At 60.1% G+C, this 25,683-nt stretch carries 26 protein-coding genes and 1 pseudogene; 11 read left to right on the top strand and 16 right to left on the bottom strand.

Going from position 1 to position 25,683, the window contains the following annotated elements; genetic code table 11:
- Positions 1–87: 87 nt before the first annotated feature.
- The 4 genes from ACEN8R_RS07615 to glsB form a co-directional block, all read right to left on the bottom strand.
- Positions 88–438, bottom strand: coding sequence for a BON domain-containing protein (locus ACEN8R_RS07615; protein WP_081625598.1), 351 nt, complete (start codon positions 436–438; stop codon positions 88–90).
- Between the two features lie 147 nt (positions 439–585).
- The gene (locus ACEN8R_RS07610; RefSeq protein WP_495624715.1) at positions 586–2,088 is read right to left on the bottom strand and encodes an aldehyde dehydrogenase family protein; all 1,503 of its coding nucleotides are present in this window, start codon (positions 2,086–2,088) and stop codon (positions 586–588) included.
- Positions 2,089–2,170: 82 nt separating this feature from the next.
- A complete protein-coding gene (locus ACEN8R_RS07605) occupies positions 2,171–3,289 on the bottom strand; it encodes a DUF3616 domain-containing protein (protein WP_495624714.1) in 1,119 nt (372 codons plus the stop codon).
- An 89-nt stretch (positions 3,290–3,378) separates the two neighbouring features.
- Complete coding sequence (gene glsB, locus ACEN8R_RS07600; protein ID WP_018929762.1) at positions 3,379–4,287, bottom strand: glutaminase B; 909 nt, start codon at positions 4,285–4,287, stop codon at positions 3,379–3,381.
- 228 nt (positions 4,288–4,515) lie between these two features.
- On the opposite strand from glsB, the gene ACEN8R_RS07595 reads away from it, so the two are divergent.
- The 4 genes from ACEN8R_RS07595 to ACEN8R_RS07580 all read left to right on the top strand — a co-directional run bounded on the left by ACEN8R_RS07595 (position 4,516) and on the right by ACEN8R_RS07580 (position 7,866).
- On the top strand, positions 4,516–5,157 hold the full coding sequence (locus tag ACEN8R_RS07595) for a ferric reductase-like transmembrane domain-containing protein (protein WP_495624713.1): 642 nt from the start codon (positions 4,516–4,518) through the stop codon (positions 5,155–5,157).
- Between the two features lie 206 nt (positions 5,158–5,363).
- Positions 5,364–5,879: an HvfX family Cu-binding RiPP maturation protein gene (locus ACEN8R_RS07590; protein WP_018929764.1), complete on the top strand. Its 516-nt coding sequence runs from the start codon at positions 5,364–5,366 to the stop codon at positions 5,877–5,879.
- Between the two features lie 47 nt (positions 5,880–5,926).
- Positions 5,927–6,625 (top strand): dienelactone hydrolase family protein, encoded by a 699-nt coding sequence (locus ACEN8R_RS07585; RefSeq protein ID WP_018929765.1) that lies wholly within the window; start codon positions 5,927–5,929, stop codon positions 6,623–6,625.
- 53 nt (positions 6,626–6,678) lie between these two features.
- A complete protein-coding gene (locus ACEN8R_RS07580; protein ID WP_495624712.1) occupies positions 6,679–7,866 on the top strand; it encodes an MFS transporter in 1,188 nt (395 codons plus the stop codon).
- Positions 7,867–8,078: 212 nt separating this feature from the next.
- Here ACEN8R_RS07580 and metC read toward each other — a convergent pair whose 3' ends face one another.
- The 9 genes from metC to ACEN8R_RS07535 all read right to left on the bottom strand — a co-directional run bounded on the left by metC (position 8,079) and on the right by ACEN8R_RS07535 (position 18,169).
- Positions 8,079–10,838 carry a cystathionine beta-lyase gene (metC, locus tag ACEN8R_RS07575; RefSeq protein WP_495624711.1) on the bottom strand — a complete coding sequence of 920 codons (2,760 nt, stop codon included), beginning with the start codon at positions 10,836–10,838 and terminating at the stop codon, positions 8,079–8,081.
- Positions 10,835–11,431, bottom strand: coding sequence for a cysteine dioxygenase family protein (locus ACEN8R_RS07570; RefSeq protein ID WP_064618368.1), 597 nt, complete (start codon positions 11,429–11,431; stop codon positions 10,835–10,837). The genes metC and ACEN8R_RS07570 overlap by 4 nt, the downstream gene beginning before the upstream one ends.
- 17 nt (positions 11,432–11,448) lie before the next feature.
- Positions 11,449–12,285: an amino acid ABC transporter ATP-binding protein gene (locus ACEN8R_RS07565; protein ID WP_019579456.1), complete on the bottom strand. Its 837-nt coding sequence runs from the start codon at positions 12,283–12,285 to the stop codon at positions 11,449–11,451.
- Positions 12,272–13,060, bottom strand: coding sequence for an amino acid ABC transporter permease (locus tag ACEN8R_RS07560; protein WP_019579457.1), 789 nt, complete (start codon positions 13,058–13,060; stop codon positions 12,272–12,274). The genes ACEN8R_RS07565 and ACEN8R_RS07560 overlap by 14 nt, the downstream gene beginning before the upstream one ends.
- Positions 13,050–13,784 carry an amino acid ABC transporter permease gene (locus ACEN8R_RS07555; RefSeq protein ID WP_495624710.1) on the bottom strand — a complete coding sequence of 245 codons (735 nt, stop codon included), beginning with the start codon at positions 13,782–13,784 and terminating at the stop codon, positions 13,050–13,052. Before ACEN8R_RS07555 ends, ACEN8R_RS07560 begins: the two co-directional genes overlap by 11 nt.
- Positions 13,781–14,992: an aminotransferase class I/II-fold pyridoxal phosphate-dependent enzyme gene (locus tag ACEN8R_RS07550; protein ID WP_018929772.1), complete on the bottom strand. Its 1,212-nt coding sequence runs from the start codon at positions 14,990–14,992 to the stop codon at positions 13,781–13,783. Before ACEN8R_RS07550 ends, ACEN8R_RS07555 begins: the two co-directional genes overlap by 4 nt.
- On the bottom strand, positions 14,989–16,413 hold the full coding sequence (locus ACEN8R_RS07545; RefSeq protein ID WP_028940218.1) for an FAD-binding oxidoreductase: 1,425 nt from the start codon (positions 16,411–16,413) through the stop codon (positions 14,989–14,991). Before ACEN8R_RS07545 ends, ACEN8R_RS07550 begins: the two co-directional genes overlap by 4 nt.
- Positions 16,410–17,261, bottom strand: coding sequence for a transporter substrate-binding domain-containing protein (locus ACEN8R_RS07540; RefSeq protein WP_026286690.1), 852 nt, complete (start codon positions 17,259–17,261; stop codon positions 16,410–16,412). The genes ACEN8R_RS07545 and ACEN8R_RS07540 overlap by 4 nt, the downstream gene beginning before the upstream one ends.
- 65 nt (positions 17,262–17,326) lie before the next feature.
- On the bottom strand, positions 17,327–18,169 hold the full coding sequence (locus tag ACEN8R_RS07535; RefSeq protein WP_026345767.1) for a transporter substrate-binding domain-containing protein: 843 nt from the start codon (positions 18,167–18,169) through the stop codon (positions 17,327–17,329).
- Positions 18,170–18,420: 251 nt separating this feature from the next.
- On the opposite strand from ACEN8R_RS07535, the gene ACEN8R_RS07530 reads away from it, so the two are divergent.
- The 3 genes from ACEN8R_RS07530 (at position 18,421) to ACEN8R_RS07520 (ending at position 20,205) form a co-directional block, all read left to right on the top strand.
- The gene (locus tag ACEN8R_RS07530) at positions 18,421–19,281 is read left to right on the top strand and encodes a LysR substrate-binding domain-containing protein (RefSeq protein WP_258612264.1); all 861 of its coding nucleotides are present in this window, start codon (positions 18,421–18,423) and stop codon (positions 19,279–19,281) included.
- Between the two features lie 118 nt (positions 19,282–19,399).
- Positions 19,400–19,561, top strand: coding sequence for a hypothetical protein (locus ACEN8R_RS07525; RefSeq protein ID WP_230172414.1), 162 nt, complete (start codon positions 19,400–19,402; stop codon positions 19,559–19,561).
- Between the two features lie 53 nt (positions 19,562–19,614).
- On the top strand, positions 19,615–20,205 hold the full coding sequence (locus ACEN8R_RS07520) for a helix-turn-helix domain-containing protein (protein WP_230172704.1): 591 nt from the start codon (positions 19,615–19,617) through the stop codon (positions 20,203–20,205).
- 123 nt (positions 20,206–20,328) lie between these two features.
- On the opposite strand, the gene ACEN8R_RS07515 is transcribed toward ACEN8R_RS07520, so the two are convergent.
- On the bottom strand, positions 20,329–20,832 hold the full coding sequence (locus ACEN8R_RS07515) for a hypothetical protein (RefSeq protein ID WP_495624709.1): 504 nt from the start codon (positions 20,830–20,832) through the stop codon (positions 20,329–20,331).
- Positions 20,833–21,167: 335 nt separating this feature from the next.
- On the opposite strand from ACEN8R_RS07515, the pseudogene ACEN8R_RS07510 reads away from it, so the two are divergent.
- Positions 21,168–21,308 (top strand): annotated as a pseudogene (locus ACEN8R_RS07510) (AsnC family transcriptional regulator); the annotation flags it as partial.
- 20 nt (positions 21,309–21,328) lie between these two features.
- On the opposite strand, the gene ACEN8R_RS07505 reads toward ACEN8R_RS07510, so the two are convergent.
- The gene (locus tag ACEN8R_RS07505; RefSeq protein WP_495624708.1) at positions 21,329–21,970 is read right to left on the bottom strand and encodes an FMN-dependent NADH-azoreductase; all 642 of its coding nucleotides are present in this window, start codon (positions 21,968–21,970) and stop codon (positions 21,329–21,331) included.
- Between the two features lie 104 nt (positions 21,971–22,074).
- Between ACEN8R_RS07505 and ACEN8R_RS07500 the strand changes: the two genes are divergently transcribed.
- From ACEN8R_RS07500 to ACEN8R_RS07490, 3 genes are all read left to right on the top strand, one after another.
- A complete protein-coding gene (locus ACEN8R_RS07500; protein ID WP_495624707.1) occupies positions 22,075–22,929 on the top strand; it encodes a LysR family transcriptional regulator in 855 nt (284 codons plus the stop codon).
- 47 nt (positions 22,930–22,976) lie between these two features.
- Positions 22,977–23,402 carry a GNAT family N-acetyltransferase gene (locus ACEN8R_RS07495; RefSeq protein WP_495624706.1) on the top strand — a complete coding sequence of 142 codons (426 nt, stop codon included), beginning with the start codon at positions 22,977–22,979 and terminating at the stop codon, positions 23,400–23,402.
- Positions 23,403–23,709: 307 nt separating this feature from the next.
- Positions 23,710–24,228 carry a cysteine hydrolase family protein gene (locus ACEN8R_RS07490; protein ID WP_349747399.1) on the top strand — a complete coding sequence of 173 codons (519 nt, stop codon included), beginning with the start codon at positions 23,710–23,712 and terminating at the stop codon, positions 24,226–24,228.
- 158 nt (positions 24,229–24,386) lie between these two features.
- Here the strand turns inward: ACEN8R_RS07490 and ACEN8R_RS07485 are convergent, their stop codons facing one another.
- Positions 24,387–25,439 carry an alpha/beta hydrolase family protein gene (locus ACEN8R_RS07485; RefSeq protein WP_495624705.1) on the bottom strand — a complete coding sequence of 351 codons (1,053 nt, stop codon included), beginning with the start codon at positions 25,437–25,439 and terminating at the stop codon, positions 24,387–24,389.
- Positions 25,440–25,683: the final 244 nt, after the last annotated feature.

Here is a 25,683-nt window from a genome sequence, read left to right as displayed (position 1 = left end):
GGCGCAGCGTTACAAAGTGGACAGGCGCGCTACTGCGCCCATCCTCGTTTCCCGGCCGGGAATGTGACACTCACACGGTCGCCCTGGTTATTTGTCGTCCGTCTTGGCTGACGATTGTGGCCGACGTTCAGGTGTGTCTTCAGCGTTGGGCGCTTCTGGAAAACTGCCTGGGGTGAACACATGAGTGAGCAATTCGCTGGCATCGATGTTGACGACACCAGGAACCGAACGGGCCAGAGCAACAGCGTGCTCACACTGTCTATGGGTATTGACGCGACCGCTCAATGCCACCGCACCCGCATGGGTTTTGACATGGACATTCAGGCCAAGAGTGGTATCGGCCAAGGCCAGGGCCGACTTCACTCGGGTGGTAATCCACGTGTCGTGAACGACCGTTTCCAGACCATGGGAGTAATGTTGGAAGTCATGAAGTTTCATGGCGCAATCCTCTCACACGTAATCAGATGCGCTGTCCGTCCCCGCGCGGGCACGGACACACAATAAGTATAGTGCGTGCCGTTGCCTGCGGCCGGCGGCTCCTGATGAGCGATGAAAATCCTCTGGGAGCAGCTTTACTTACCGCTCTCAGCGTTTGACCGACAGACTCGTCTGGGTCATGCGGCTGCGGATCGTGAACACGCCATCACCCGAGAGAATCGCGCTGCGCGCAAACAGGCGACCGCTCTCCCAGTTCGAAAGCCCCAGTTCCGGCTTGTTCAGCGCGTACTGTCCGTCGACCCAGCGGGTGATCCCGTTGCCGACAAAAGGCGCGTTGACCGCGTTGTAGAACCGCGCCTGCGCCTGGGCATCTTCACTGATCAGCGACACGGTGAATTGCGGGCTGTAGCGGTTGAACAAGGCAATGGCCTGATCCAGATCGTCGACGATCTTCAGGCTGACTTCCGGGGTTTCTTCCCATTCCCACTCGCGGCCCAATTGGTCCTCGGGCAGCGGTTCGGCCTGTGCTTCGGTCTGATAGCCTTCGGCGCGGTACACCTCGACGCTCGCGGTGCGCCAATCGCTCGGCAAATGCTGCTCGCTGCCCTCGACGATGTGCAGTTTGCAGCCCTGGCCTCGCGCGGTGCCGGCCTGTTGCAGTGCATCGAGAAACAGCGGCACCAGTTCGGCTGCTCGGTCGCGGTGGATCAGGCAAACGTTCAAAGTGTTGCAGACTTTGCGGTCCAGCGAATTGCGCACCACGGCGGCGAAGCGCTGGGCATCGGCATCTTTATTCGCGATCAGCCAGGCGCCACCGGTGCCATGCAGGCTGACGGCGGTACCGGCCTGTTGCGCGATGCTGCCCAACTGGCTGACCGCATGCCCCGAACCACGGGCCACGGCCAGCGACAGGCGCCGGTCGGCGAACATTGCCCAGCCGGCGGCGTGATTGACACTTTCGACCAGCGACACTGCACCGCTCGGCAACCCGGCATCGGCCAGTGCCGGATTCAATGCATGGGTGACGATGGCCTGGGCGGTGCCCAACGCGTCGCTGCCAATGCGCAGCACCGCGGTGTTACCAGTGCGTAGCACACCGGCAGCGTCGGCGAAGACATTGGGCCGGCCTTCGAACACAAAAGCGACGATGCCCAGCGGCGAAACCACCTGCTCGACTTTCCAGCCGTCGTGCTCGACGCAGCTCACGACTTGACCGCGGGTGGCCGGCGCATCGCGCCAGGCCCGCAGGCCGGCGATCATGTCGCGGCGCATGCGCTCATCAGCCAGCAATCGCGTGGTGGAACGCCCGCGTGCCTTGGCCCGCTCGATGTCGGCCAGGTTGGCGGCTGCAATCAAAGCCCAGCATTCCGGGGTTTCCAGGCGTTGCGCGAAGCGATCGAAGAACTCGCTGATGGCGTGATCCGAAACGCTGGACATTGCGGCAAACGCCGCTTCGGCGCGCTCGATGGCGATCGTCGCCGCTTGCTGATCCACCACAGGGATCAGCAACAACTCGCCGCTGACCTGCTCCACCAGCAGATGGTCGCCGGGCTGAAAGCGCGCCGCCAGTTCGGGGCTGACGACCGTGACACGATTACCGGCAAATGGGATCGGCGTGCCAGCGACTAGACGTTCGAGCGCAAGAGACATGAAGCGGTTTCACCATGCAGGGGACGGTCGGAAAATGTATAGGAAAATCCGTGGAGCGTCATTCACCGGGACGCGGTGGTGGTTACTTTTTCGCAAGTCGAAATACGTCCTGCTCCAGTCCATTGCTACCTTGTTTACGCTTGTCCGAATTCACGTCATAAACCACCAGCAACAAGGGCTCTTCTACACCATCGGTGCCTATAAAGGTCATCCCTTCGGCATGATCGCAGCCTTTATCTTCTCCTTGCCCGTAAGGAACCTCCAGGACCGACGTCAATTGTTCGCTGAAAACGAAACCTTCATCTGCTGGCCTGGCGCCGTCGCGCCATCGAAATACAGTGACGGGCCCGTCGAGGTCCATCGTCGGTCCAGCCAGGATCAACATATCGTCACCATCGAGGCATAAGTCCCTGACGCCGAGTCCATTCAGCTGGAAAAAATGCTTTCGATACTTTCGCCCACCCGGCCCGATTTTCTTCAGCCTCAGTGTGTGAGCAAGCTTGGGATGGTCTTCGGGTTCGACCTCCAGAATGATTGCCCATCCCCGCAGCACAGGCCCTCGCAACCCTATAAAAACACGCTTGCCATTGACCTCGAGGCCTTCGGTATCGAACCCGTTGTCCTTGCCGGGAATGTGCAGGAATGCCCCGACATGTTCGTCGTCCTTGAGTTCATCGAGCAATTCGTTACCCAGTTGATTGCCGGCCAATTGAGCGGCGACTCGATCATCGCTGGTGGTGCTCTTCACCAAAGTGAACGTCCCGTTTTCTTCGACCAGCGGAATCCGGGCCAGGAGAAAACGATTGCCATCACGGCTGACAATGGCCAGACGTTCGGCGTTTTTCTTCAGGGACTTGGTGCTATCGGGCTTTTTCCGTTTCAGGCTGTGAGAGCCCACGATCCAGAGATACCCTGTGTCGCGGTCGTAGCTCATGCCCTCCAGGTCTGCTTCAACGTCTTCTTTGCCAACGTCCGGCATGACCGGCAGCGTCAACAGGGATGCCAACGGGAACCGCTTCTGCTGATCAAACAGAAATTGGCCCGGGCTGGCGCGCTCGCGCCGGGTGAAACGTTCAAGGCTCAATGATTCATCATTGGCGACCCACAGGGTATTACCGACCTGCACCACGGCAGACAACCCGTCGCGCAAATGAGCGTCCGCCTCATTGAAGACGAGAAGCGCGGAACCGAACTTCATCATGGATTCACCCGCGCCTCCACCCGATCGGGTGAGCAGTCAAAAGATCTACTTCACGTTAGCGACCACCCGGTGCAAGTCAAGGAGCGCCATCAGAACACCGACCAGCCAATCCGCTGACTCAACAACTCCAGCGCCGCCATGCCCGCGAGCGAGTTACCGGCGGCGTTCAATTCCGGGGACCAGACGCACACCGTGAATTGCCCCGGCACCACCGCGACGATCCCCCCGCCCACGCCGCTCTTGCCCGGCAGACCGACGCGATAGGCAAAGTTGCCCGCTTCGTCGTACAGCCCGCTGGTGGCCATGATCGAGTTGACTTGTTGGGTCTGGCGGGCGCTGAGGATCTGTGCGCCGCTGTGTTTGCAGAAACCGTCGTTGGCCAGGAAGCAGAACGCCCGGGCCAGGTCCACGCAACTCATGCGCAGCGCGCAATGGCTGAAGTAGCTGCGCAGCACCGCCTCGACATCGTTATGGAAGTTGCCGAACGACTGCATCAGATACGCCATAGCCGCGTTACGCGCGCGGTGCTGGTATTCGGATTCGGCGACCTTGCCGTCCACCATGATGTTCGGGTTGCCGGACAAGCGCCGGACAAAATCGCGCATCGACAATGCCGGCGCTGCAAAGCGCGATTGATTGATGTCGCAGATCACCAGCGCACCGGCATTGATGAAGGGATTGCGCGGGCGCCCGCGCTCGAATTCCAGCTGCACCAGCGAGTTGAACGGCTGGCCCGACGGCTCGTGGCCCAGGCGTTCCCATATCGCTTCGCCGGAGTGTTCGATGGCCTGCACCAGGCTGAACACCTTGGAAATACTCTGCACCGAGAACGGCGTGTCGGCGTCCCCCGCGCAAAACAACTCGCCGTCATTGCCATACACGGCAATGCCCAATTGATTGCCCGGTACCTCGCCGAGGGCGGGAATGTAGTCAGCCACTTTGCCCTGACCGATCAACGGTCGGACTGCGTCAAGGATCTCGTTCAACAGCGCTTGCATGCCGGGTTCCGAAGTCTCGCCCCATGGGATTGCGGGGACACTGTCGCTAGACGCCGCTGGACGGCGCTGAATCACAGTTTTGTATGGGAATGTATCTGTCACGGTCCGGGATACACCAACTTGCACCGGGCGGCGTTTCAGACATATCGCCAATACAGCTGATTGCAACACTTCTGTCGTCCGCTGACCACCGGCAAACCGGGTCGGCCCTTGCTCAGGAGTGTCGTCATGATGACCCAAGTCCCCCGTTACCATGGTTGGTCGCTGTTTGGCCTGCTGGCCATGCTGGTGCTGTTGATGACCGGCCTGATTCTGCTGCTCAACCCCGATCTGGTGGAAGCCACCCGCAGCGCCATTCGCGCCACCGCACGCACTTCGTTTGCGCTGTTTCTTGCTGCGTTCACTGCATCGGCCCTGGCGGTGCTGGTGCCCTCGCCTTTCAGCCGCTCGCTGGTGCGTGAACGACGCTTCATCGGCCTGGCCTTCGCGTTTTCCCATCTGGTCCACGCCATTCTGATCTACAGCTACGGCCAACTGAACCCCGAGTTCTGGCCCGGTCGCACCACCGTCGGCAATATTCCGGGTTCGGTCGGTTACCTGTTCATTCTGTTGATGGCATTGACCTCATTCAAAACCACGGCGCGCCTGATCGGCCCCAAAGCCTGGAAAGCCCTGCACACCTGCGGCATGTGGGTGATCGCGGCGGTGTTCGCCTTTTCCAACTTCAAACGCATCCCACTGAGCGCCTGGTACGTCCTGCCGTTCGGCCTGATGTTTTCAGCGATTGTCATTCGGCTGCTGGGCACGATTGCGCAGAAGTACAAACGTAGCCTGCCCCGCGCCTATCCCCTGACCAACAACACCCCGTAGCAGCTCTGCGCTCGCTGTAGCAGCTGTCGAGCCTGCGTTCGGCTGCGCAGCAGTCGTGAATTCGACTAACGCGGTCAGCCTGACGCACCGCAACGTCAGGCTGTACGACTGCTTCGCAGCCGAACGCAGCCTCGCGCTGCTCGGCAGCTGCTACAGCGGCTACGGGTGATTGCCTGCCAACGATCAAACTCACGGAGATCAAACCCATGAACACTTCCCTTTCATCAGCCGTCAAAGGCCTGCACCTGAACCTCGACCGCGTCGGCAACTGGATCGCGCCCCTCACCCTGCGGCTGTTTCTGGCCTGGGAGTTTTTCGAGTCTGGCCTGGAAAAATGGAACGGCCAGAACTGGTTCGCGGACATCCAGGACCGCTTCCCGTTTCCCTTCAACCACGTTCCCGCCACGCTGAACTGGGAACTGGCGATGTGGGCCGAGCTGATCTGCGCCCTCACCCTGCTGGCAGGCCTCGGGACACGGCTCTCGGCGATTATTCTGGTGGTGGTCACGGTCGTCGCGACCGCTGCCGTCCACTGGCCGGCCGATTGGTCTACATTGAGTGAACTTGCCCAGGGTTATGCCATCAGCAACAAGGGCCACGGCAACTTCAAGCTGCCGTTGATCTACCTCGTAGCCCTCATGCCGTTGTTGTTCTCGGGGGCCGGCAAACTCAGCATGGACGCGTTGTTGGCTCGACTCTTCTGGCGGCGCAGTCACCGCTGAGACGCCAGCGTCTCGATACCCCATCCAACTTATGCAAAGGAGCCATCATGAGCGTAACCAGCCAATGGATCGAAATCAGCAGCCCCGAAGGCACCTTCGGCGCTTACCTGGCCATCCCCCACACCCGTAAAGGGCCGGGGATCGTGCTGATTCAGGAAATCTTCGGGGTCAACGAGCACATCCGCTCGGTCGCCGAGCAATACGCCGCCGATGGCTATCTGGTCATAGCGCCGGATCTGTTCTGGCGCCACGGCCACCGTATCGAACTGGGCTACGACGAAGCCGGCTGGAAACGCGCCGTCGAATTGATGAACGCCACCGACCGCTATAAAGCCCAGGCTGACATCAAACTGGCCATCGATACCCTGAAGACGCATACCGGGCTCGACGGCAGGATCGCCTCCATCGGTTACTGCTTCGGCGGCATGCTGTCGTACAACACCGCAGCCAACGGTTTCGTCGACGTGGCGATCGCCTATTACGGCGGCGGCATTCAGAATCAACTGGATCGGGCCGGTGAAATCAAGGTGCCGCTGCTGATGCACTTTGGCGAACAGGACAGCCACATCCCCATCGACGCCGTGAAGCAAATCGCCGAGCGTTTCGAGTTCAACGACGATGTCGATATCGAGGTGTATCCGGGGGCCGAACATGGTTTCAACTGCTCGCACCGTGACAGCTACAACCAACGGGCGGCGGCCGAGGCGCATGGCAATACGTTGATCTTTTTAAGTCAGAACCTTTGATAGCCGAGGTTGGCACTATCAATAATCGATGAGTATTCAACCCGGAAACCAGCATGGACAACCTCGCAAAACCCAGATCAGCCTCACTGCGTATCCCCTCCACGGTCTGGGCCCTGGGTTTTGTCAGCCTGTTCATGGACCTTTCGTCAGAGCTGGTGCACAGCCTGTTGCCGGTATTTCTGGTCACTACTTTAGGCGCCAGCGCACTGACCGTCGGGGTGATCGAGGGCATCGCCGAGGCGACCGCGATGGTGGTCAAGATATTCTCCGGCGCCATCAGCGACTTTATCGGCCGGCGTAAAGGCCTGCTGTTGATGGGCTACGGTCTGGCGGCGTTGTCGAAGCCGCTGTTTCCCCTCGCGCACTCGGTTGATGTGGTATTTACCGCGCGCTTTCTGGACCGCATCGGCAAAGGCATTCGTGGCGCGCCGCGCGATGCGCTGGTCGCCGATGTCGCCCCCGCCGAAATTCGTGGCGCCTGCTTTGGTCTGCGCCAGTCGATGGACACCGTGGGGGCGATTCTGGGTCCGGTTCTGGCGATCGTGCTGATGCTCTGGCTCGGGCAGATCCATCTGGTGTTGTGGTTTGCGGTGATCCCGGCGGTGATATCGGTGGCGTTGATTGTCGGTGGCGTCAAAGAACCTACCGATGTCGCCGGGAAACACACCTTTCGCTCGCCTATCCACTGGAAGGTACTGCGGGAGTTTTCCCGGGGTTACTGGTGGGTGGTGATCGTCGGCGGGCTCTTCACGCTGGCCCGTTTCAGCGAGGCCTTTCTGGTCTTGAAAGCGCAGCAGACAGGCCTGACGGCCACTTGGGTGCCGATGGTGATGGTGGTCATGTCGCTGCTGTATGCGGTGTCGGCCTACCCTGCCGGATGGTTGTCCGACCGGATCAGCCGCACCAAGTTGCTGTGTGTCGGCATGGGGCTGCTGATCCTGGCGGACCTGCTGCTGGCGCAAGCGGATTCAATCATGACCATGATGGCGGGCGTGGCCTTGTGGGGTCTGCATATGGGGTTCAGCCAGGGCATTCTCGCGACGCTGATCGCCGACACCGCACCCGAACATCTCAGGGGCACGGCCTTCGGCCTGTTCAATCTGATCAGCGGCGTGTGCCTGTTGATCGCCAGCGTACTGGCTGGCGCGCTATGGGAAACCTCGGGCTCCACCAGCACTTTCATCGCCGGGGCGGTGCTGGCGGCTGCGGCGCTGGCGTTGCTCCTGCTACGCAAGTCCTAATGCCGGCAAATTAAGCCGCAGCGCACTCTTTGTAGCAGCTGTCGAGCTTGCGAGGCTGCGTTCGGCTGCGCAGCAGTCGTGAATCCGGCTAACGCGATTCGCCTGACACACCGCAAGTTCTGGTTTGACGACTGCTTCGCAGCCGAACGCAGCCTCGCAAGCTCGACAGCTGCTACAGATCGCGATGCGACTTACCCGCATCAGCGCAAGTCCTAGTCCGCGATCGCGGTGAACCCGCGTTGCAAATCCTCGATCAACGCGTCGACATCTTCCAGGCCAATGTGCAACCGCAGCACCGGGTTCAATGCGCGATCTGCCGCACTGTTGCGATCCTGGGTGTCGGCGACGGTGACCAGGCTTTCATAGCCGCCCCAGGACGCGCCCAGACCAAACACCTGCAACGCATCGATGAAGCGCTCTACATACGTAGCGTCGGCATCACGCAGTTCGAAGGACAGTAAGCCGTTACTGCCCGTGAAGTCCCGTCGCCACAGTGCATGGTGGGGATGATCGGCCAGCGCCGGATGGAACACCCGTTTCACCTGCGGTTGCGCTTGTAGCCAATGAGCGATTTCCAGGGCCTGGCGTTCGTGCACCTCCAGGCGTGGCGCCAGGGTTCGGGCGCCGCGCAGCACCAGCCAGGCGTCGTCGGGGCTGACGGCGCTGCCAAAGGTGTCGCTCATGGACGCCAGCGGCTGCCAGACTTCTTGCCGGGTACAGACGCTGCCCATGACCACATCGCTGTGGCCACACAGGTACTTGGTCAACGCCATGATCGAGATGTCCGCGCCCAGGGTCAGCGGCCGGTACAGGTAGCCCGAGCCCCAAGTATTATCGACGGCCAGCAGGATACCCCGTGGTTTGCACAGCGCGGCAATGGCCGGCAGGTCGCAGAGTTCATACAGCAGCGAGCCGGGCACTTCGGTGTAGACCATTTTGGTGTTGGCTTGCAGTTGCCCTTGCAGGCCGCTGCCGTCAGGCGCGAAGTAGCTGACCTGGATGCCGAACGGCCCAAGCAGCTCCCGAGCCAGACGCCGCACGGGCGCATACACCGCGTCGGTGATCAGCACATGATCGCCGGGCCGCAGGTAGGCCAGGAAGGTCTGCGCCACCGCCGCCAGCCCGGTGCCAAACAAGCGGGTGCGATAACCGCCTTCCAGCTCCGTCACCAGGTCTTCCAAGGCAAAAGCGGTCGGATTGCCCCGAGCGCCATAGCTCAGCACCCGCTCCCGGTCACGGCGAGCACGGGCATCGCGCATCTGCGCCAGGTTGTCGAACAGCACCGTGCTCAAACGAGTGACGGGCACGTTGACACCTCGACTGCCACTGCCCTTTTCGGTACGCGCCGCCTGCACCAGACGGGTACGCACCCGCGCATCACGAGTCGCTTGAGACGGCGCACGCAGCGGTTTCAGGCTGGCGATTTCGTCTGCGCTCATTTGCGCCAACAGACCGACTTCCCAGGCCAGGTACTGACGCGCCGCGTCCTTGTTACCGGCGTGGCGATCATGGGTAAAGAACAGAAAATCGATGCACTGCTGATCCGGCGGCGTGTTGGCATCCTCTTGCAACGCAAAACCCGCCTCGCGCCAGGCGTCAACACCGCCGCTCAACAGCCGGGTTTGCGCACGTTGAACATCGGGCAATTCCAGCGCCGCGAACGCTGCCAGTTGCGGGTCATCGGCCAGCAACACCAGAGGTCGCTGTTCACCGGCCACTTCACTTGCCAGCAACGAACGAATCGACCAGCGTGAGCCGGCGATATGACCTTTGCGGAAGGTCATGCTCGGGCGCAGGTCAACCAATGCCACCGCGCTGTCCTTCAACGCATCGGCCAAGGCCTGCGCGGTGATCACGGGCAATGTTTCGTGAATGGATACCTCAAGCGCGGGCAACGCCAGACCGCTACTCACCCCACCTTCCAGCACATAAGCTTCATGCCCCAACTGCCGAAGCCAACTGGCGATGATCGGCGCCCGTATGCCATCACTGTCGATCAGCACCAACCGCGCCTGACGTACGCCGATGTACAGGTCGGTAGACTGAATCAACTGCCCGCCCGGCGTGTGTTGCGCGCCGGGCAAACTGCCGGCGACAAACTCCTCGGCGGTACGCACATCGCACAGAAACAAACTGCGTGCGGCCTCCCCGGCCCACTGCTCGACCTGCGCCGCCGTAACGGTGTTTACCCCGGCCCGTGCGGCCAGTTGTGCCGCGGCGAGGCGTTGTTGCGGCAAGGTCTTGGATGACACCTCATCGGCATAGCGGCGGGTGCTGCCATGTTCCAGCCGGAAATCTTCCAGGTACCAGCCCTGCGTACCGTTTTCCAAGGCGTAGACCGGATTCTTCAATCCCAGATTGATCAGGGTCTGGGCGCCAATAATGCTGCGGGTTCGACCGGCACAATTGACCACGATCGGCGTGCTGTCGTCCGGCACCAGATCCTGTACGCGATAGCCCAGCTCGCCGTTCGGGCAGCAGACAGAACCGGGGATGGTCATCTTGCGGTATTCGTCGAACGGCCGACCGTCCAGCACCACCAGAGGCTCGCCCCGGGCTTGCCATTCAGCCAACTGCCTGGCAGTGACATGCGGCGTATCACTGGCCTCTTCCACCAACTCGCCAAAGGCTTTGGACGGCACATGCACACCCGCGAACAGTTGCAGGCCTGCCGCCTGCCAGGCATCGGCACCGCCGTCGAGAATATGCACGCGGCTGTACCCCAGCGCCTGCAAACGCCGAGCAGAGCGCACCGCGATGTCCCCGCCGTTCTGGTCATAGATCACCAGCCGCACCTGAGGATTCGGCGCCAGGCGTCGGACCTCCAGCTCCAGGCGACTGTAGGGCAGGTTCACCCCGTGAAACAGGTGGGCTTCGCCATATTGGCCATGCTCACGCACATCAAACAGGGCAATTTCCTGCCCGTCGAACAGCCATTGCTGCAGTTGCCCTGGGGTTACGGTCTGGCTCATGTGTAGGCCTTGATCGACGGCGCCATTTGCGAGGCGTTGTAATTGAGAATGCGCCCGTCGGCCTCGACCCCGTAACGGCCGTTGAGCGATTCCAGCGGCAAGCCGTACAGGTGGAAATGCAGGGTCGGCTGCTCGCCTTCGACACGGATGCCATGCAGGTCTTCACCGAGAAACGAGATCGACGTGCCGGGTTGCACGATCACTTCCTTTTCCAGGTGCAACGTGGTGAACCCAGGCTCGCGGCCCTCGTCATCACGGGTGTAGACGTAATTGATTTCCTGACCTTCGATGGCGCTGATGATCGCCCAGGTTTCGTGGTTGTGCGGGATCGTACTTTTACCCGGCAGCAATGAGTTGAGGTACAGCGTCGGTGTGTCGCCATCGTCGTTGAGGCGGTAGCGGAACGCGGTGCTGCCCTGTCCCGGCACGGGCGCCGGGAACGCGTCGAAATTGAACAGATCACGGCGCTCGGCCAGGGTTTCGAGCAAGGCGACGATCTCCGTCAACGCGGCGCGGTCGACGCCACGCTGATGGATGACGCGGATTTTCTTGAGGAAATCCTCGATGACGGCGGCACGGTTATCGGTACTCATGAACAGACTCCTCGGTATTAGACGGACAGGCTGTAGCGGCTCAGGTTACTCAACAGATATGGATCGTTGGCGACACGGGGACGGCGTCCCGGATCGCCCAGGGCGTGACGCAGAAACTCCTGGGTCCGTTCGCTGGTGGGGTGCTGGAAGATCTGCTCGGCACTGCCGCGTTCGACAATCACGCCGTTTTCGGTGAAGTAGACGATGTCGCTGATCTCTTCGGCGAAGCGCATTTCGTGGGTCACCAGCACGCAGGTCATGCCCTCTTCGGTGAGTTCGCGAATCACCGTCAGCACCTCGCCAACGGTTTCCGGGTCGAGGGCCGAAGTCACCTCATCGAACAGAATCAGTTCCGGGCGCATGGCCAACGCCCGGGCAATCGCCACCCGCTGTTGCTGACCGCCGGAGAGTTGCCCCGGATAAGCATCGGCCTTGTGCTCCATGCGCACCTTGGCCAGCAGGGCGCGGGCGTCTTTTTCGGCCTCGGCGCGGTTGCGCCCCAGCACTTTGCGCGGGGCGATCACCAGGTTCTCCAGCACCGACAAATGCGGAAACAGGTTGTACTGCTGGAACACAAACCCCACACGCTTGCGCAATTCGATACGCTGACTTTCCTGGGCCAGGGTGTGAACCTCGGTGGCGCCGACGCGGATGCTCCCGCGCTGGGGCTGCAACAGGCCGGTGATGCAGCGCAGGATCGTCGACTTGCCGGAGCCGGACGGGCCGATGATCGACACGGCCTGGCCGCGGTGCACGTCGAGGTCTATGCCCTTGAGCACCGGGTTGCTGCCAAATGACAGGTGCAGGTCGCGCAGGCTGACCAAGGGCTCGGCGACGGTTTCAGTAGAAGGCATAACGTCGCTCCAGGCGTTGGGTGAGTCGGGAAATCGGGTAGCAGTAAGCAAAGAACAGCACCAGCAGGCTCAGGTAAATCACCACGGTGAAGCCAGTGAGGTTCACCGTGTTGCTGGCGATTTGCGCGGTGTCGATCACGTCATGCACGCCCACCAAAGACGCCAGTGCGGTGCCCATGGTGATCACCGCGTAGAGGTTCATCCACGGCGGCAACATGCGCTTGAAGCACTGCGGCAGGATGATCGAGCGGAAAATCTGCCCGCGAGTGAAGGCCAGGGATCGCGCCGCTTCCCACTGGGTACTGGGGATCGAGGCGACTGCACCACGGAAGATCTCCGCAACATTGGCGCTCGCCGGCAACGCCAGGCCAATCGTGACCTTGACCCAGTCCGGGAACGAGACATAAGTGCTGCCGATGTGGATCTCGAACGGGAACACATAGGTGGTGAAATAGATCAGCACCAGCCACGGCGCGTTGCGAAAAATCTGCACCCAGATCCGCGCCGGCAAGCGCAGCAGCCGCAACGGCGACAACGTCAGGGCACCGACCAACAACCCCAGCAACGAGCCCAGCCCGATCGCCACCAGACTGATCAGAATGTTCTGGCCAAACCCGATGACCAAGGCTGGCGACCATTGCAGCAAAGCCTTGAGTACCGGGCTGTGCGGCGCGAAATACACCAGCCAGAGCACGGCCCCCACCAACAGCAGCAACTTGCCGACATGCCGACGCGGCCAGGCCAGCGGCGCGGTGACGGACGATTCAATGGCCATAACCGGGCATCCTCAGGCGCGCTTCGAGCAGGCGTCCCACACAATTGACGGTAAAACTCAGCAAGCCGAAGAACGTCAGGATCAGAATCATCAGCTCCAACACGTTATCGCTCTGGGTCCAGATCATGATCGCCGCGTAGGTGATGTCGCCGACGGCAATGGCCGAGGCGACAGCGGTCATTTTTACCAGGTCGATCAGGTTGTTGATCAGCGACGGCAAGGCGAAGCGCAAGGCCAGTGGCAGTTGCACATTCCACAACAACTGGCGGCTGCTGAACGCCAGCGAACTGGCTGCCTCCATCGTCACCGCCGGCACCGCTTCGATCCCGGCGCGCAAGGCTTCGGCATGGAACGCGCCTTTGTGCAGCGAAATCACGATCACCACCCAGGCGAACGGCGTCAGCGGGTTGGCCGCGCCAACGGCCTGGGTCAGCAGCATGTTCAGCACCAGGAACGCGCAATACAGCTGCACCAGCGTCGGCGTGTTGCGGGTGACTTCGACAAACACCCGCGCAGGTTTTGCCAGCCAAGGTTTACCCGAGGTCAGCATCGCCGCCAAACCGACCCCCGCCAGCAGGCTGCCGACGATGGTGAACAGGCACAGCAGCACCGTGGTCAGCGCGCCCTTCTCCAGGGTTCCGCGCTGATAAGCGTCCAGCAGAAAGCCGTAGTTCAGGCCGAATCCGGCGGCCCAGTGGACGAACAGTTCCAACAAATGACTCATGGTTCGCCCCGCAATTGCCTGCAGGCTTGAGCGATGCGGCATCCGGCTTCGACTACGGTGTCGGTCGCCGTGGCAATGGACAGGCGAAACCACGGCGACAAGCCATAAGCGCTGCCCGCCACGCCGGCCACGCCCTCTTCCAGCAAATACGCGACGACGTCGGCATCGCTTTGCAGACGTCGACCGTCCGGGCGATAGCGCCCCAACAACCCGGCGCAGCGCACAAACACGAAGAAACCACCTTGAGGTTCGAGCACTTCAAGACCGTCCACTTCGCGTAAGGCGCTGACCAGTGAATCCCGGCGTTGTTGATAGGCCGCGACTTGCGACCGCAAGAAATCCAGTCCACCTTCGAATGCCGCCAATGCGGCGGCTTGTCCGACCGAGGAAGCGCCCGAGGTGGATTGCGATTGCACCACGGTCATGGCCTGGGTCAGCGCTTGCGGTCCGGCGCCGAAACCGATGCGCCAACCGGTCATGGCGTAGGTCTTGGACACCCCGCCCACCAGCAGGCTGCGCGCCTGCAAATCCGGCGCAACGTTGAGCAGGCTCTGGGCAGGCAAACCGTCGAAACGGATATGTTCGTAGAGCTCATCCAGCAGAATCAGCACGTGGGGATGGCGCCGCAGCACCTCGGCCAGGGCGCGCAGCTCGGCCGCGCTGTACACCGCGCCGCTGGGGTTGCCGGGGCCGTTGAGGATCAGCCAGCGAGTCCGTTCGCCAATCCGTTGCTCCAATTGTTCGGCCGTCAGTTTGCAGCCCTGCGCCAGCCCGCATTCGATAAACACCGGCTCGCCGCCATTGAAGCGCACGCTGTCGGGGAACGACGGCCAGTACGGCGTTGGCACCAGCACCTGATCGCCGTCGTCGAGGGTGGCGGCAAAGGCATTGAAGATGATCTGTTTGGCACCGTTGCCAATCACGATCGATTCCAGCGGATAGTCCAGCTGGTTTTCCTGCTGTAGTTTGCGTTGCACCGCGATGCGCAAGGCCTTCACGCCCGGTGTCGGCGTGTACTTGGTGGCACCGGCGGCGATGGCGGCATAAGCGGCCTGCTTGATGTGCTCCGGGGTGTCAAAATCCGGCTCGCCGGTGGTCAGGTCGAGGATGTCGCGACCAGCCTCGCGCAATGCCGTGGCTTGAGATTTCGCGGCGGCATTGGCCGACAGCGAGACGCGCTGTACGCGTTTGGACAGACGAAGCGTCATGACTGACTCCCCTTCAAAACCTTGCCGGGGTTCAGCAGATTGTTCGGGTCCAGCGCTTGCTTGATCCGGCGCATCAGGTCGAGTTCCACCGGGCTTTTGTAGCGCCCTAGCATGTCCCGTTTGCGCTGGCCGACACCGTGCTCGGCGCTAATGGAGCCGCCGTGAGCGTGGGCGCTGTCGTGCACCAGTTGGCTGAGTGCTGCGTAATGGGCCATGTGCGCCTCGACCGTTGAGTTGTGCGGATGGGCGACGTTGTAATGCAGGTTACCGTCGCCCAGATGGCCGAAGGTGTAATGCCGCACACCAGGGAAATGGCGCTGCAACAGCGCATCGGTATGGGCGACAAATGCCACGACCTGGGAAATCGGCACCGAGATGTCGTGCTTCATATTGCGACCGGCACGCTTCTGCGCCTCGCTCATGTTCTCGCGCAACAGCCAAAACGCCTGGCTCTGGGCGAGGCTTTCGGCGATCAGCGCATCGGCCAGCAGGCTCTGCTCGTAGGCCTCGCCCAGTACCTGTTCAAACGCTTCGCGGGCATGGCTTTCGCTGTGGTTATCGGACAATTCCAACAACGCAAACCAAGGCTGACGGGCACCGGAAAAGGGTTGTGGGCCTTCGGGAAATTGCTCGCGCAGCAACGCAAGGCACCCGGCACTGAGCAGTTCGAACGCGGTCAGGCTGGCACCGAAACCGGCGCGGGCATGGGACAGGAACGTCACCGTTTGGGCCAGCGAGTCGAAGGCCAACAGCGCTGTGGCCTGGGCCTTGGGCAACGGGAACAGTCTCAGGGTGGCGGCGGTGATGATGCCGAGGGTGCCTTCGCTGCCGATGAACAGGTCGCGCAAGTCGTAGCCGGTGTTGTCCTTGCGCAAACCGCGCAGGCCATTCCAGATGTCGCCCTGGGCGGTGACCACTTCCAGACCAAGGGTCAATTCGCGGGTATTGCCATAGCGCAGCACCGCCGTGCCACCGGCATTGGTGCCCAGATTGCCGCCAATAGTGCAGCTGCCTTCGGCGCCCAGGCTCAGCGGGAACAGGCGCCCGGCATCGCGGGCGACGCCCTGAATGGTGTGCAGAATGCAGCCCGCCTCGACGGTCAGGGTGTCGTTGTCGGTGTCCACTGCCCGAACGCGATTCATCCGGTCGAGCAGCAACAACACCGCGCGGCCACTGGCGTCCGGAGTCGCGCCGCCCATCAGCCCGGTGTTGCCGCCCTGCACCACCACCGGCGTATCGCAGGCCACGCACGCGCGCACCACCGCCGCAACTTCTTCGGTGCTTGCCGGGTGCACGGCGGCAATCACCTGCCCCACGTAACGGCCCTGTTTGTCGGTCAGGTACGGCGCGGCCTCTTCGCTGGTCTGCACATGACGGGCGCCGAGCAGTTGCTGCAAGGCCACGAACAACGGTCGACTCATGACCGCACTGCCAGCGGTGCCGCGTTGCGGTATTGCTCGTGCAGGTCACGCAAGGCTTGCGACGGTGCCATGCCCGTGCGTTCGCCCAATTCGATCAGCCAGCCGCTGCGGTGCCAGTCGCGCACGATGGCATCCAGCTTCGCCTGGGTATCGTGCTCGCCCTTGCGTATCCAGATCACCGAGTTCGACGGGATCAAGTCACCCGGCAGCGGAATTTCATACCCGGCCCACTCAGCATCGCTCAATAAGGTATGCATGGTCGGGCTGACATGCACCGCCGCCACGCAGCCATTGCCGCGCAACGACAACAGCGATTCGGACTGGCTGCGAAACGCCTTGATCTGCGCGCCGTAGGTTTCCTGTAATGGCTTGATGAAGTTGCTGCCCTGGGACACGCACACCGGTTTGTCCTTAAAGTCGCTCCACTGGGTGATACCCGCACCCTTGCGAATCAACGCGGCGCCACCGACTTCTTCATAGGGCGTGGGCACGTAATCGAGAATCTCGGCGCGTTCTTCGGTGAACTGCATATTGGCGATCAGGATGTCGACCTTGCCCTGCTGCAGGAACTGCACCCGGTTGGGTGCCAGCACCGAAACAGTCTGGGCCTCGACACCCAGCGCCTTGGCGATGCCCTTAGCCAGTTCGACGTTGTACCCCAGGTGTTCGCCGGTCTTGGGGTCGAGGGTGCCGAACGGCGGACCACTGAGCATCACCCCGACGCTGATCGCGTGGCGTTGTTCGATCTTGTCCAGCGTGGCATCGGCCTGAGCGAGGCTGGCGCCCAGCACGGCGCATCCTGCCAGGCACAGCATGGCCAGGCTTCTAGCGGAAAAATATCGGTTCATGCACGACTACCTTGAACGACCGCCGAATCCGTCGGCGGTCTATTGAAAACAATGAGGTGAACCGCTCAGGCGCCGTTGGCCTGGAACTGTTTCTGCAACTCCACCAAGGCCGGTGACGCGGGCGTTATGCGGTTGCGGGTCTGGGCGTCGATCAGCCAGCCGCTGCGGTGCAGTTCCTTGACGATGGGGTCGAGCCGGGCCTGGGTATCGCGTTCGCCAGGTCGGGTCCAGATCACCGAAGGGGCCGGGTTGAGCTCCGGACTCAGCGCGCGATAGCCCTGCCATTCGGCGTTGTCAGCGATCAACGGGTTGATCAGCGTGGCGTCATGCACTGCCGCGACGCAGTTGTTGCCACGCAGCGCGAGCAAGGATTCCGACGAGCTCTTGAATGCCTTGATCTCCACGCCCAACTCGGTGAGCGGCTTGATGTAGCTGCTGCCCTGAGAGGTGCAGACGGGCTGGCCCTTGAGGTCTTCCCAACGGCTGATCTTGCTGTCCTTGAGCAGCGCCGCGGTACCGCCGACGCGGTAGAACGGTGTCGGCACAAAACCGAGGATCTCACCGCGCTCGGCGGTCCATTCCATGTTGGCGATCAACAAATCCACTTTGCCCTGCTGCAAAAACTGCACGCGGTTGGCGGGCAATACCGGCACCAGTTGCACCTCGGCGCCCAACTGCCGGCCCAGTTCCTGAGCGAGGTCGACGTTCAAGCCCCGAGGTTTCTGAGTACCCGGATCAATACTGCCGAAAGGGCCGCCGGACAGTACGACCCCCACCGTCAGCACATGGCGTTGCTGGATCTTGTCCAGCGTGGCATCAGCCTGAGCCCCGGCACTGGCGGCCAATGAGATCAAGGCGCCCAGCATTACAGGCAACCAGCGTTTTACAGGTGAGCGCTCAAGCAACATGGATTTCCCCTCATGGATGATCGGCGTTCCCCGACCTGATGAGGCGGCATCCTAGGTACAGTCCTGAAGTAACGGAAATTCAAATATCTAATATCGTTATAACTTGCTGTGTTTGCTCCAAGTAACAACCTTCACGACGCCCGAATTTACTGACGCCATCGACCTAAACACTAAAATATCGCCAAAAACACATAAACAAATGTAATGTTTATGTTTGCAGCCTTGATATAAAAACAGCCCCGGAAATGGCCATGCCGACCTCACCTACCCTCGATCTCGAATTACTGCGCACCTTCATTGCCGTGGTCGATCACCACAGTTTTGCCGAGGCCGGTGCGCAACTGGCCCGCACACAATCGTCGGTCACCCAGCACATGCAACGCCTGGAACAACAAGTGGGGGTGAATCTGTTCGAGAAGCGCGGGCGTCAGAAGCAACTGACTGAAGCCGGTTTGCAGTTGTTGCGTCATGCGCGGCAGATGCTTTCGCTCAACGACGATGCGCTGAATTCCCTGCGCGAAAGCAACTTGAGCGGTGTGCTGCGGATCGGCTCGCCCCATGACATCGCCGACACCATCCTGCCGCCGATCCTCAGCCATATCGCCCGCTCGGCCCCGCGCTTGCGCCTGGAGATCGATGTCGGCCGCAGCCCGTTTCTGATGGACGACCTGCACCGAGGCAAGGTCGACATGGTGATCTCCACCCGTGAAGACCCGACGCTCGAAGGCTTCGCCTTGCGCACCTCGCCGGTGTGGTGGATTTGCTCGGCGCAGTACATCCATACGCCCGGTGAGCCTTTGCCGCTGATTCTGGTGGATGAGCCGAGCATCTATCGTCGCTACGCCCTGGAGGCGCTGGAGCGCGCCAACATTCCATGGCGCCAGGCGTACCTGGCGTCGAACCTGATCGGCATCAAGGCCGCAACGCGTGCCGGGCTGGGCGTCACGCCCAGAAGCATGGAAATGCTCGGCCCGGACATGCGCGTGCTCGGCGAAAACGATGGCCTGCCACGGCTGCCGGACGTGACCTACCACTTGTGGATTCGACCCAATACCGTGAATCCGCTGGTGCGTCGGGCCTATGAGTTGATCAGGAGCAGTCGGGGGCTTTGACGCGGCCAATCATAAGAACCAAAGAGCATTAATAAATACAAAATCAGTATTTATCGTTATAAAAATATCCGCGTACTCTCAGCTCATCCCGTCATTCATCACCACAGTGAAGTGCCCCATGAATCCGACTGACAACCTCATTGACTTCGCCAGCTACCGCAAACGCAAACAGGCTCAGCAACGGGCACGGGCCATGTGGGAAATGTACGCACGCAACGCCGGCCTGCAGGCTTTTCAGTGGGTCCAGGCTGCCCAATCGACCGAGACCCGTCACGCGTGAACGCGCAGCAACCCTCGCGTTTTCTGGTGAGCACGGACGACCCCGTGACGGACTTGAATAACCTCGAACAACTGGAAGAAGAGCCGATCTGCGAGCGGGTCGCGCAGAACCTGCAACGGCTGCGGGGCAAGCGTCATCTGTCCCTCGACGCTCTGGCCCGGCAATGCGGCGTGAGTCGGGCCATGCTGGCGCAGATCGAATCCGGACGCAGCGTGCCGTCGATCAAAGTGCTGTGCAAAATTGCCAAAGGCCTGAAGGTTTCGGTGGCGGCGTTTCTCGAGCACCGGGCTTTCGAAGGTGTGGCCGTGCTGTCGGCGAACCAGAGCAAACGCCTGGTCAGCGCCAGTGGCGCCTTCGTCAGCCGCGCGCTGTTTCCGTTCGACGTGGCACGCCAATCGGAATTCTACGAACTACGCTTGAGCCCGTTGGGCGAAGACCACTCCGAGGGCCATGGCCCGGGTGTGCAGGAGAACCTGGTGGTGTCGCAGGGAGTACTGGAAATCAGCGTCAACGATGAACGTTATCTGCTGTCCACCGGCGACTCGATCCTGTTCTACGCCGACCAGCCCCACCGCTATCGCAACCCCGCCGACAGTGAGGCCGTGGCTTATCTGGTGGTGACCTACCCGGAGCGCCTGGACTAACCCCCTTCAGGTCTAAACACCCAAGCCTCGCTCCTACAAGGGAATGCAGTGCCTGCTGGAATGAATGAAAAAGCCCCCGCAACCGTCAGGTTGCGGGGGCCTTTAAATGTCTGCTGCCAGGGATCAGCAGGTGCAGCACATCATTGGCATGCCGTTGCAGCTCATCATCATCGGCATGCTGCAATCGTTCATCATTTTCATCATCAGGGCGCAGCAGCTTTTCATCATGTCCATGTTCATGCCAGCCATCGGCATGATTTTGCACATCATGCCGTCGGCCATCATGGTGCATTCCATCATGCACTTCATCGATGGCATCGGCATGCCCATCATGGGCATTGGCATCATCATGTTCATCATGGGCATGGCCATGCTCGCCTGAGACATGCACATCATGCTCATGTTGCCGCAGTGCATCATCATCGGCATGCCGCAGTTCATCATCATCTGCATCATTTCAGCGCTGTTCTTGAACATCGCCATGTCCATGCCAGCGGCCGGCATCATTTTGCACATCATGCCGTCGTCCATCATTTCGCAGCTCATGGTCGCCATCATCATCGGCATACCCATCATCGGCATGTTGGCGTTCATCATCGGCATTGGCATCTGCATGGCGTTCATCATGGTGTAACTCCCTAAGCGATTCGATAGTTGGACGAAGCTGATGGGGGCGGATTCTAAGGACTGGCGAAGGGACGACAAGATGATGGCCGAGCAGCAGAAATTGATGTTGAAACCGCTTTAGTGCCGTGGCGGGGACGCCGTTGTCTGCTGTAGCGCCCCTATGGAATTCATCGCATACAGAATCAAAGCGAAGACGTGGTTTTATCGGTTATGGATATTCGACCCAGCGCTATATAAAGAACCGAAAGAAATAATCGATCTAAACAGCGCAGAGTTTTTTACCCGTGCCAGGAGCTAGCAAGGCTTGTGCATTCGCAACCAGGCCTGCTGGCGCTGTTGCGGTCAGGAGCATGCAGCAGCACACCGACCTGACCCGCCAGTTGTTCTTTGAGAACAATAACGTCAAACGATTCAAAACCCTTGTTTCGATGAGCACCGTGAAGCTGGGTTTGAATATCCCGTTGGGCGTTGAATAGCCTACGGTGCAGTGGAAGCGTCAACGACCAAGACTATCCGCCACCCCCCTGGCCTGCTGAGTCGCGACCTCACGCGCGCAGAGGTCAACGTCTTCCCCCAGGATGGTTTTCTCTACAGTCACCGAGTGCACATCCGTCACGCCGATAAATTTCAGCCAGGCTTCAACGTAGGGCTTCTGGAAGTCGAAGCGCTCTGCCGGGGTGATCGACTGCGCCGAAAAATCCAGGCCGCGGGCATACATCACCACAGCGGTCTTGTTGTGCAGCATGCCTTCCAGACCGCGCTCCGGGTCGAAGCTGAACAGGATGTCTTTCTGCGACACCAGGTCGATGAAGTGCTTGAGTTTGTACGGGATGCTGAAATTCCACAGTGGGACGGACATCACCAGCACATCCGCGCTGTGCAGATGCGCGGCCAGATCTTTCAAGGTGTTCCAGGCGTCTTGTTGTACCGGGGTCAAGGGCGTGCCATTGAGTCCGGCGTATTTGGCCTCCATGACCAGATCATTGAATTCCGGCAACGCCATGTTCCAAAGGTCAAGGGTGATGATTTCGGTGTCCGGGGTGTTTTCCTGATAGCGCGCAATGAAGCTGCGGGCGACTTCAAGGGAGGCCGAGCGCTGTTTGCGCGGGGAACATTCGATATGTAGAAGAGTAGTCATGGCACGCCTCGGGTAATGGGAGATGGGGGGCGGCAAACATTGCAACATAGTTTTATTTGGAATATAAATCGTAAATAAATAAGCCATTAATCACGTATCAAACTATGTTCGATGCTCTGCTACTCAAGACATTTGTCACGGTCGTCGATGAAGAAGGCTTCAGCCGTGCAGCCGAGAAGCTGCACCTGACCCAGTCCGCGGTCAGTGGGCACGTGCGACGACTGGAAGAACAGATTGGTAAACCCCTGTTGAGGCGTACCACCCGTTCCCAACAACTGACGCCCGATGGCGAACGCCTGGTGGCTTATGCACGCACCATCCTCGCGCTGAACCGTGATGCCTGGGCAGAACTGACACGCACGCCGTTTCACGGGCGACTGCGGATCGGGGTATCCGAAGATTTTGTCGAATCGCGATTAATGCGGACTTTTCAGGATTTCGCGGCGCAGTACCCGGGGATGGAGATCGACGTGCAGGTGGGCATTCCGGGCACGTTGCTGGCCTCGATGAAACAAGGGCATCTGGAACTGGTCATCGGCTCTCTGTGCGAAACCAGCGACACGGGGCTGCTGCTGTGGAAAGAACCGCTGGTGTGGGCCTGGTCGGCGCAGCCCGTCACCGAGTTACCGACGCCGTTGCCGCTGGCCCTGTTCCCCGAGCCGTGCCCTTATCGCGAGGTGGCCCTGACACAACTGGCTCGGGCGGGGATCGCCCAACGAACGGCGATGTTGTGCAGCAGCGCGGCCGGATTGCGAGCCGCGGCGCTTGCTGGCTTCGCGGTAGCGCCCACGCCAGTCAGCCAGTTGGGGCAAGGACTGGCGGTTCTTGGCGCGGAACAAGGATTGCCGGATTTGCCGGATGCGCAGTATCGGTTGTTCAGCGCTCCTGAAGCGGATCAGGCGATTGTGGCAGCGGTCACTCAACTCATTGTGGAGTATTGCTCTACGCGCAGGACCTAAGAATCATACCTTGTTGACCCCGTTACTCACTGCTCAGGGAGAGCGCCATGTCTGTAGAAATCCAGCTTTCGGAAAATGCGACCGAAGCAGAGCGACTAGGAATTTTGAGCCCATTGCTGGCCCATAACCTGGCCAACGGTGGCGACGACGCCTATGAAACTTTTGCTCTGTTGCTACGAGACGCTGACAGTAACGAAGTTATTGGTGGGCTGTACGGCAAGATCTCTTATCGATGGCTGCTCATCGATCTTGTCAGCGTTCCCGAGTCAATGCGCGGTCAGGGTATCGGAGAACGGCTAATGCGCATGGCTGAAGAAGTCGCGCAGAAAAAACACTGCATTGGTATCTGGCTGGAGACCTTCAGTTTTCAGGCTCCCGGTTTTTATCGAAAACTGGGTTACTCCGAATTCGGACGCTTGGCAGACTATCCACCAGGACATACCCGGCTCTATTACCAGAAGTTGTTGTGCTGACCGCGTTTTCGATCCAGGGCCGTTAGTTGCGCTTTACAGCGGACGGCTATCGGCCAAAAGCGAACCTTAACGATGGTGAATCAGTCCTCACCTTCATGCGCTCATTTGCCAACCCGGTGCCGTGCAGCTACTGTCAGCGTTATGAATCAGCCACGAATTGCCTTGACCACGACTACCACGACCGCCAGAGGCGGGTCGTGAGAGGTGACGTGAGCCAATAACACACGAACTTCAAAGGCCCGCCAGTGATGGATAGGGCCTTTTCTTTTGCCCTTGTGTCGCTGGTCCAAACGCAAGGAAAAGCACTATGTATGCACTGTTGATTCTCGATATGCAGGTTGGGTTGTTTCATGGCCCGGATAAACCGTGGGCTGGCGAAGCGCTGCTAGACACATTGAATAACCTGTTGAGTAAAGCCCGGCGTGCAGGTGCGCCGATTTTTCTCGCACGCCATATTGGTCCACCTGGTTCGCCTATCGAGTCCGGAAGTCCGTTGACGCAACTGGTGCAGGAACTGGAGCTACAGGGTGACGAAGTGATCTTCGAGAAAAGCCGACCCAACGCCTTCACCAAGACTGCTCTGGCCGATCAGCTACGAGCTTGTGGCGCTCAGGGCGTGGTCATTACCGGAATGAAGACCCAATACTGTGTCGACAGCACCTGCCGCGCTGCACGGGATTTTGGATTCGATGCAGTGCTGATCGCCGATGGCCACACCTGCAACAGCACCCCTGCGCTGAAGGCTGAAGAGATTGTTGCTCATCACAATGCGACTCTGGCAGGACCATTCTGTCGCGTCGTATATGCTGAGGACTGGTGTTTCTAACCGCCATCGACAGACCGGTCCGAGTCAGGACCGATCTGTCCGTTTTGGGTCGAGGCTGTGTAAAAACGTTTTTGATCGTAATAGGTGGCTGGATTCGACACAAAAATTGCGCTCCTACGCAAATTTCAGGTCTGCCGAGTTGCCGAGCGCCAGCAATCCTAGAGCTCCACTTTGTTGTTCGCGGACTGCGTCAAAAACTCGGTGATCAGTGACGTAACCTGCTGCTGGATTACCTTGCGCGGGCGAGCATTGTCGCCATCCCCGCAAATGATGCCATCGCCAGGAGTGTCCTCTTCGAGCAATGCCACAGCACCTGGTTTGCAAATCTGCAAGAAGCTGAAATGGCTGGCGTCACTTATCTCGACATAGCGGCTGGACGCTTGGGGCAGGCGTGTGGCCAGATTGGCGGACTCCAACTGAGCAGGCAGTTCCACCGATGGTGCGCCGGCAGCGATAACTAGCACCGGCACCGGCAGTGCCGCAAGGCTCTCATCGGTCATCCCGCGCGAGAGTCCCAGGTCCAAAGAAACCACAGCGGTGACGCGTTGATCGCGCAAATCGCCGGCCAGACCAGCCTTTAATGCCGGAGTACTCTCAGGGTTGATCTTTTGATAATTGGTGCAACTGGATAACTGCGGATGGAGTTTGCAGTCACGGGCAAACAGGGCCGGGTCGAAACGAGCGCCGGCGATCTCCATTGCAGTCCAGCCGCCGAGTGAATGGCCCACTACAGCAATTTGACGCTTTGTGACCACGCCCAATTTTTCAGGTTGAGTGGTGACCGCCTCAATGGCCCGATGCAGGTCAATGGGCCGTTGCCATAACTGCGCCGCCGCTTGCGGGCTTCGATCATGGGTCGTGGTGCCGGGGTGGTTGACCGCTGCGACAATGTAACCCTTATGGGCCAATGCACTCGCCAACCAGTTCTGATTGTTCCAATTGCCTCTGAATCCATGGGAGAGCACCACCAATGGGTGCTCGCCAGCAGAGGGTGGCGCGTTGCGAACCGCAGAAGCACCGACAAACACCACATCGTCGCCGATCAACTGTGGGGTGACGGTCGTTGTACTGGGATACCAAACGACCATCTCCAGCGGACGCTCATTGTGTGGGTCCGGCAGGGTGTAGGATTGGAAGCCGACAGAGTTGACGTCAGCGAGAGCGCTGGTCGTCAGACAGGTTAAAAGCAGAGCGCCGAGAGCTGTTTTCAATGGGTTGTCTTCCTTGATTTAAATAGGGGTTCAGAACCTGGAACCCACCGATAGCGTGCATCACATCTCGCAAATTATAGAAATCCAGCGCCGTGAGCAGGTGAATCTGCACCGACATTAAAGCCCGTACTCCGACTGACATGCATAGTTTTCGTTATCTGGATTGACCGGTCAGCAGCCGGGCTTTCTGGGCAAGTCCGAAGGGCCGCTATGAGCCGATTCTGTTGAAAAAGTCGGCCATGGT

The organism is Pseudomonas sp. Pseusp15 (assembly GCF_059492165.1).
This window is presented reverse-complemented; position numbering and strand designations above follow the sequence as displayed.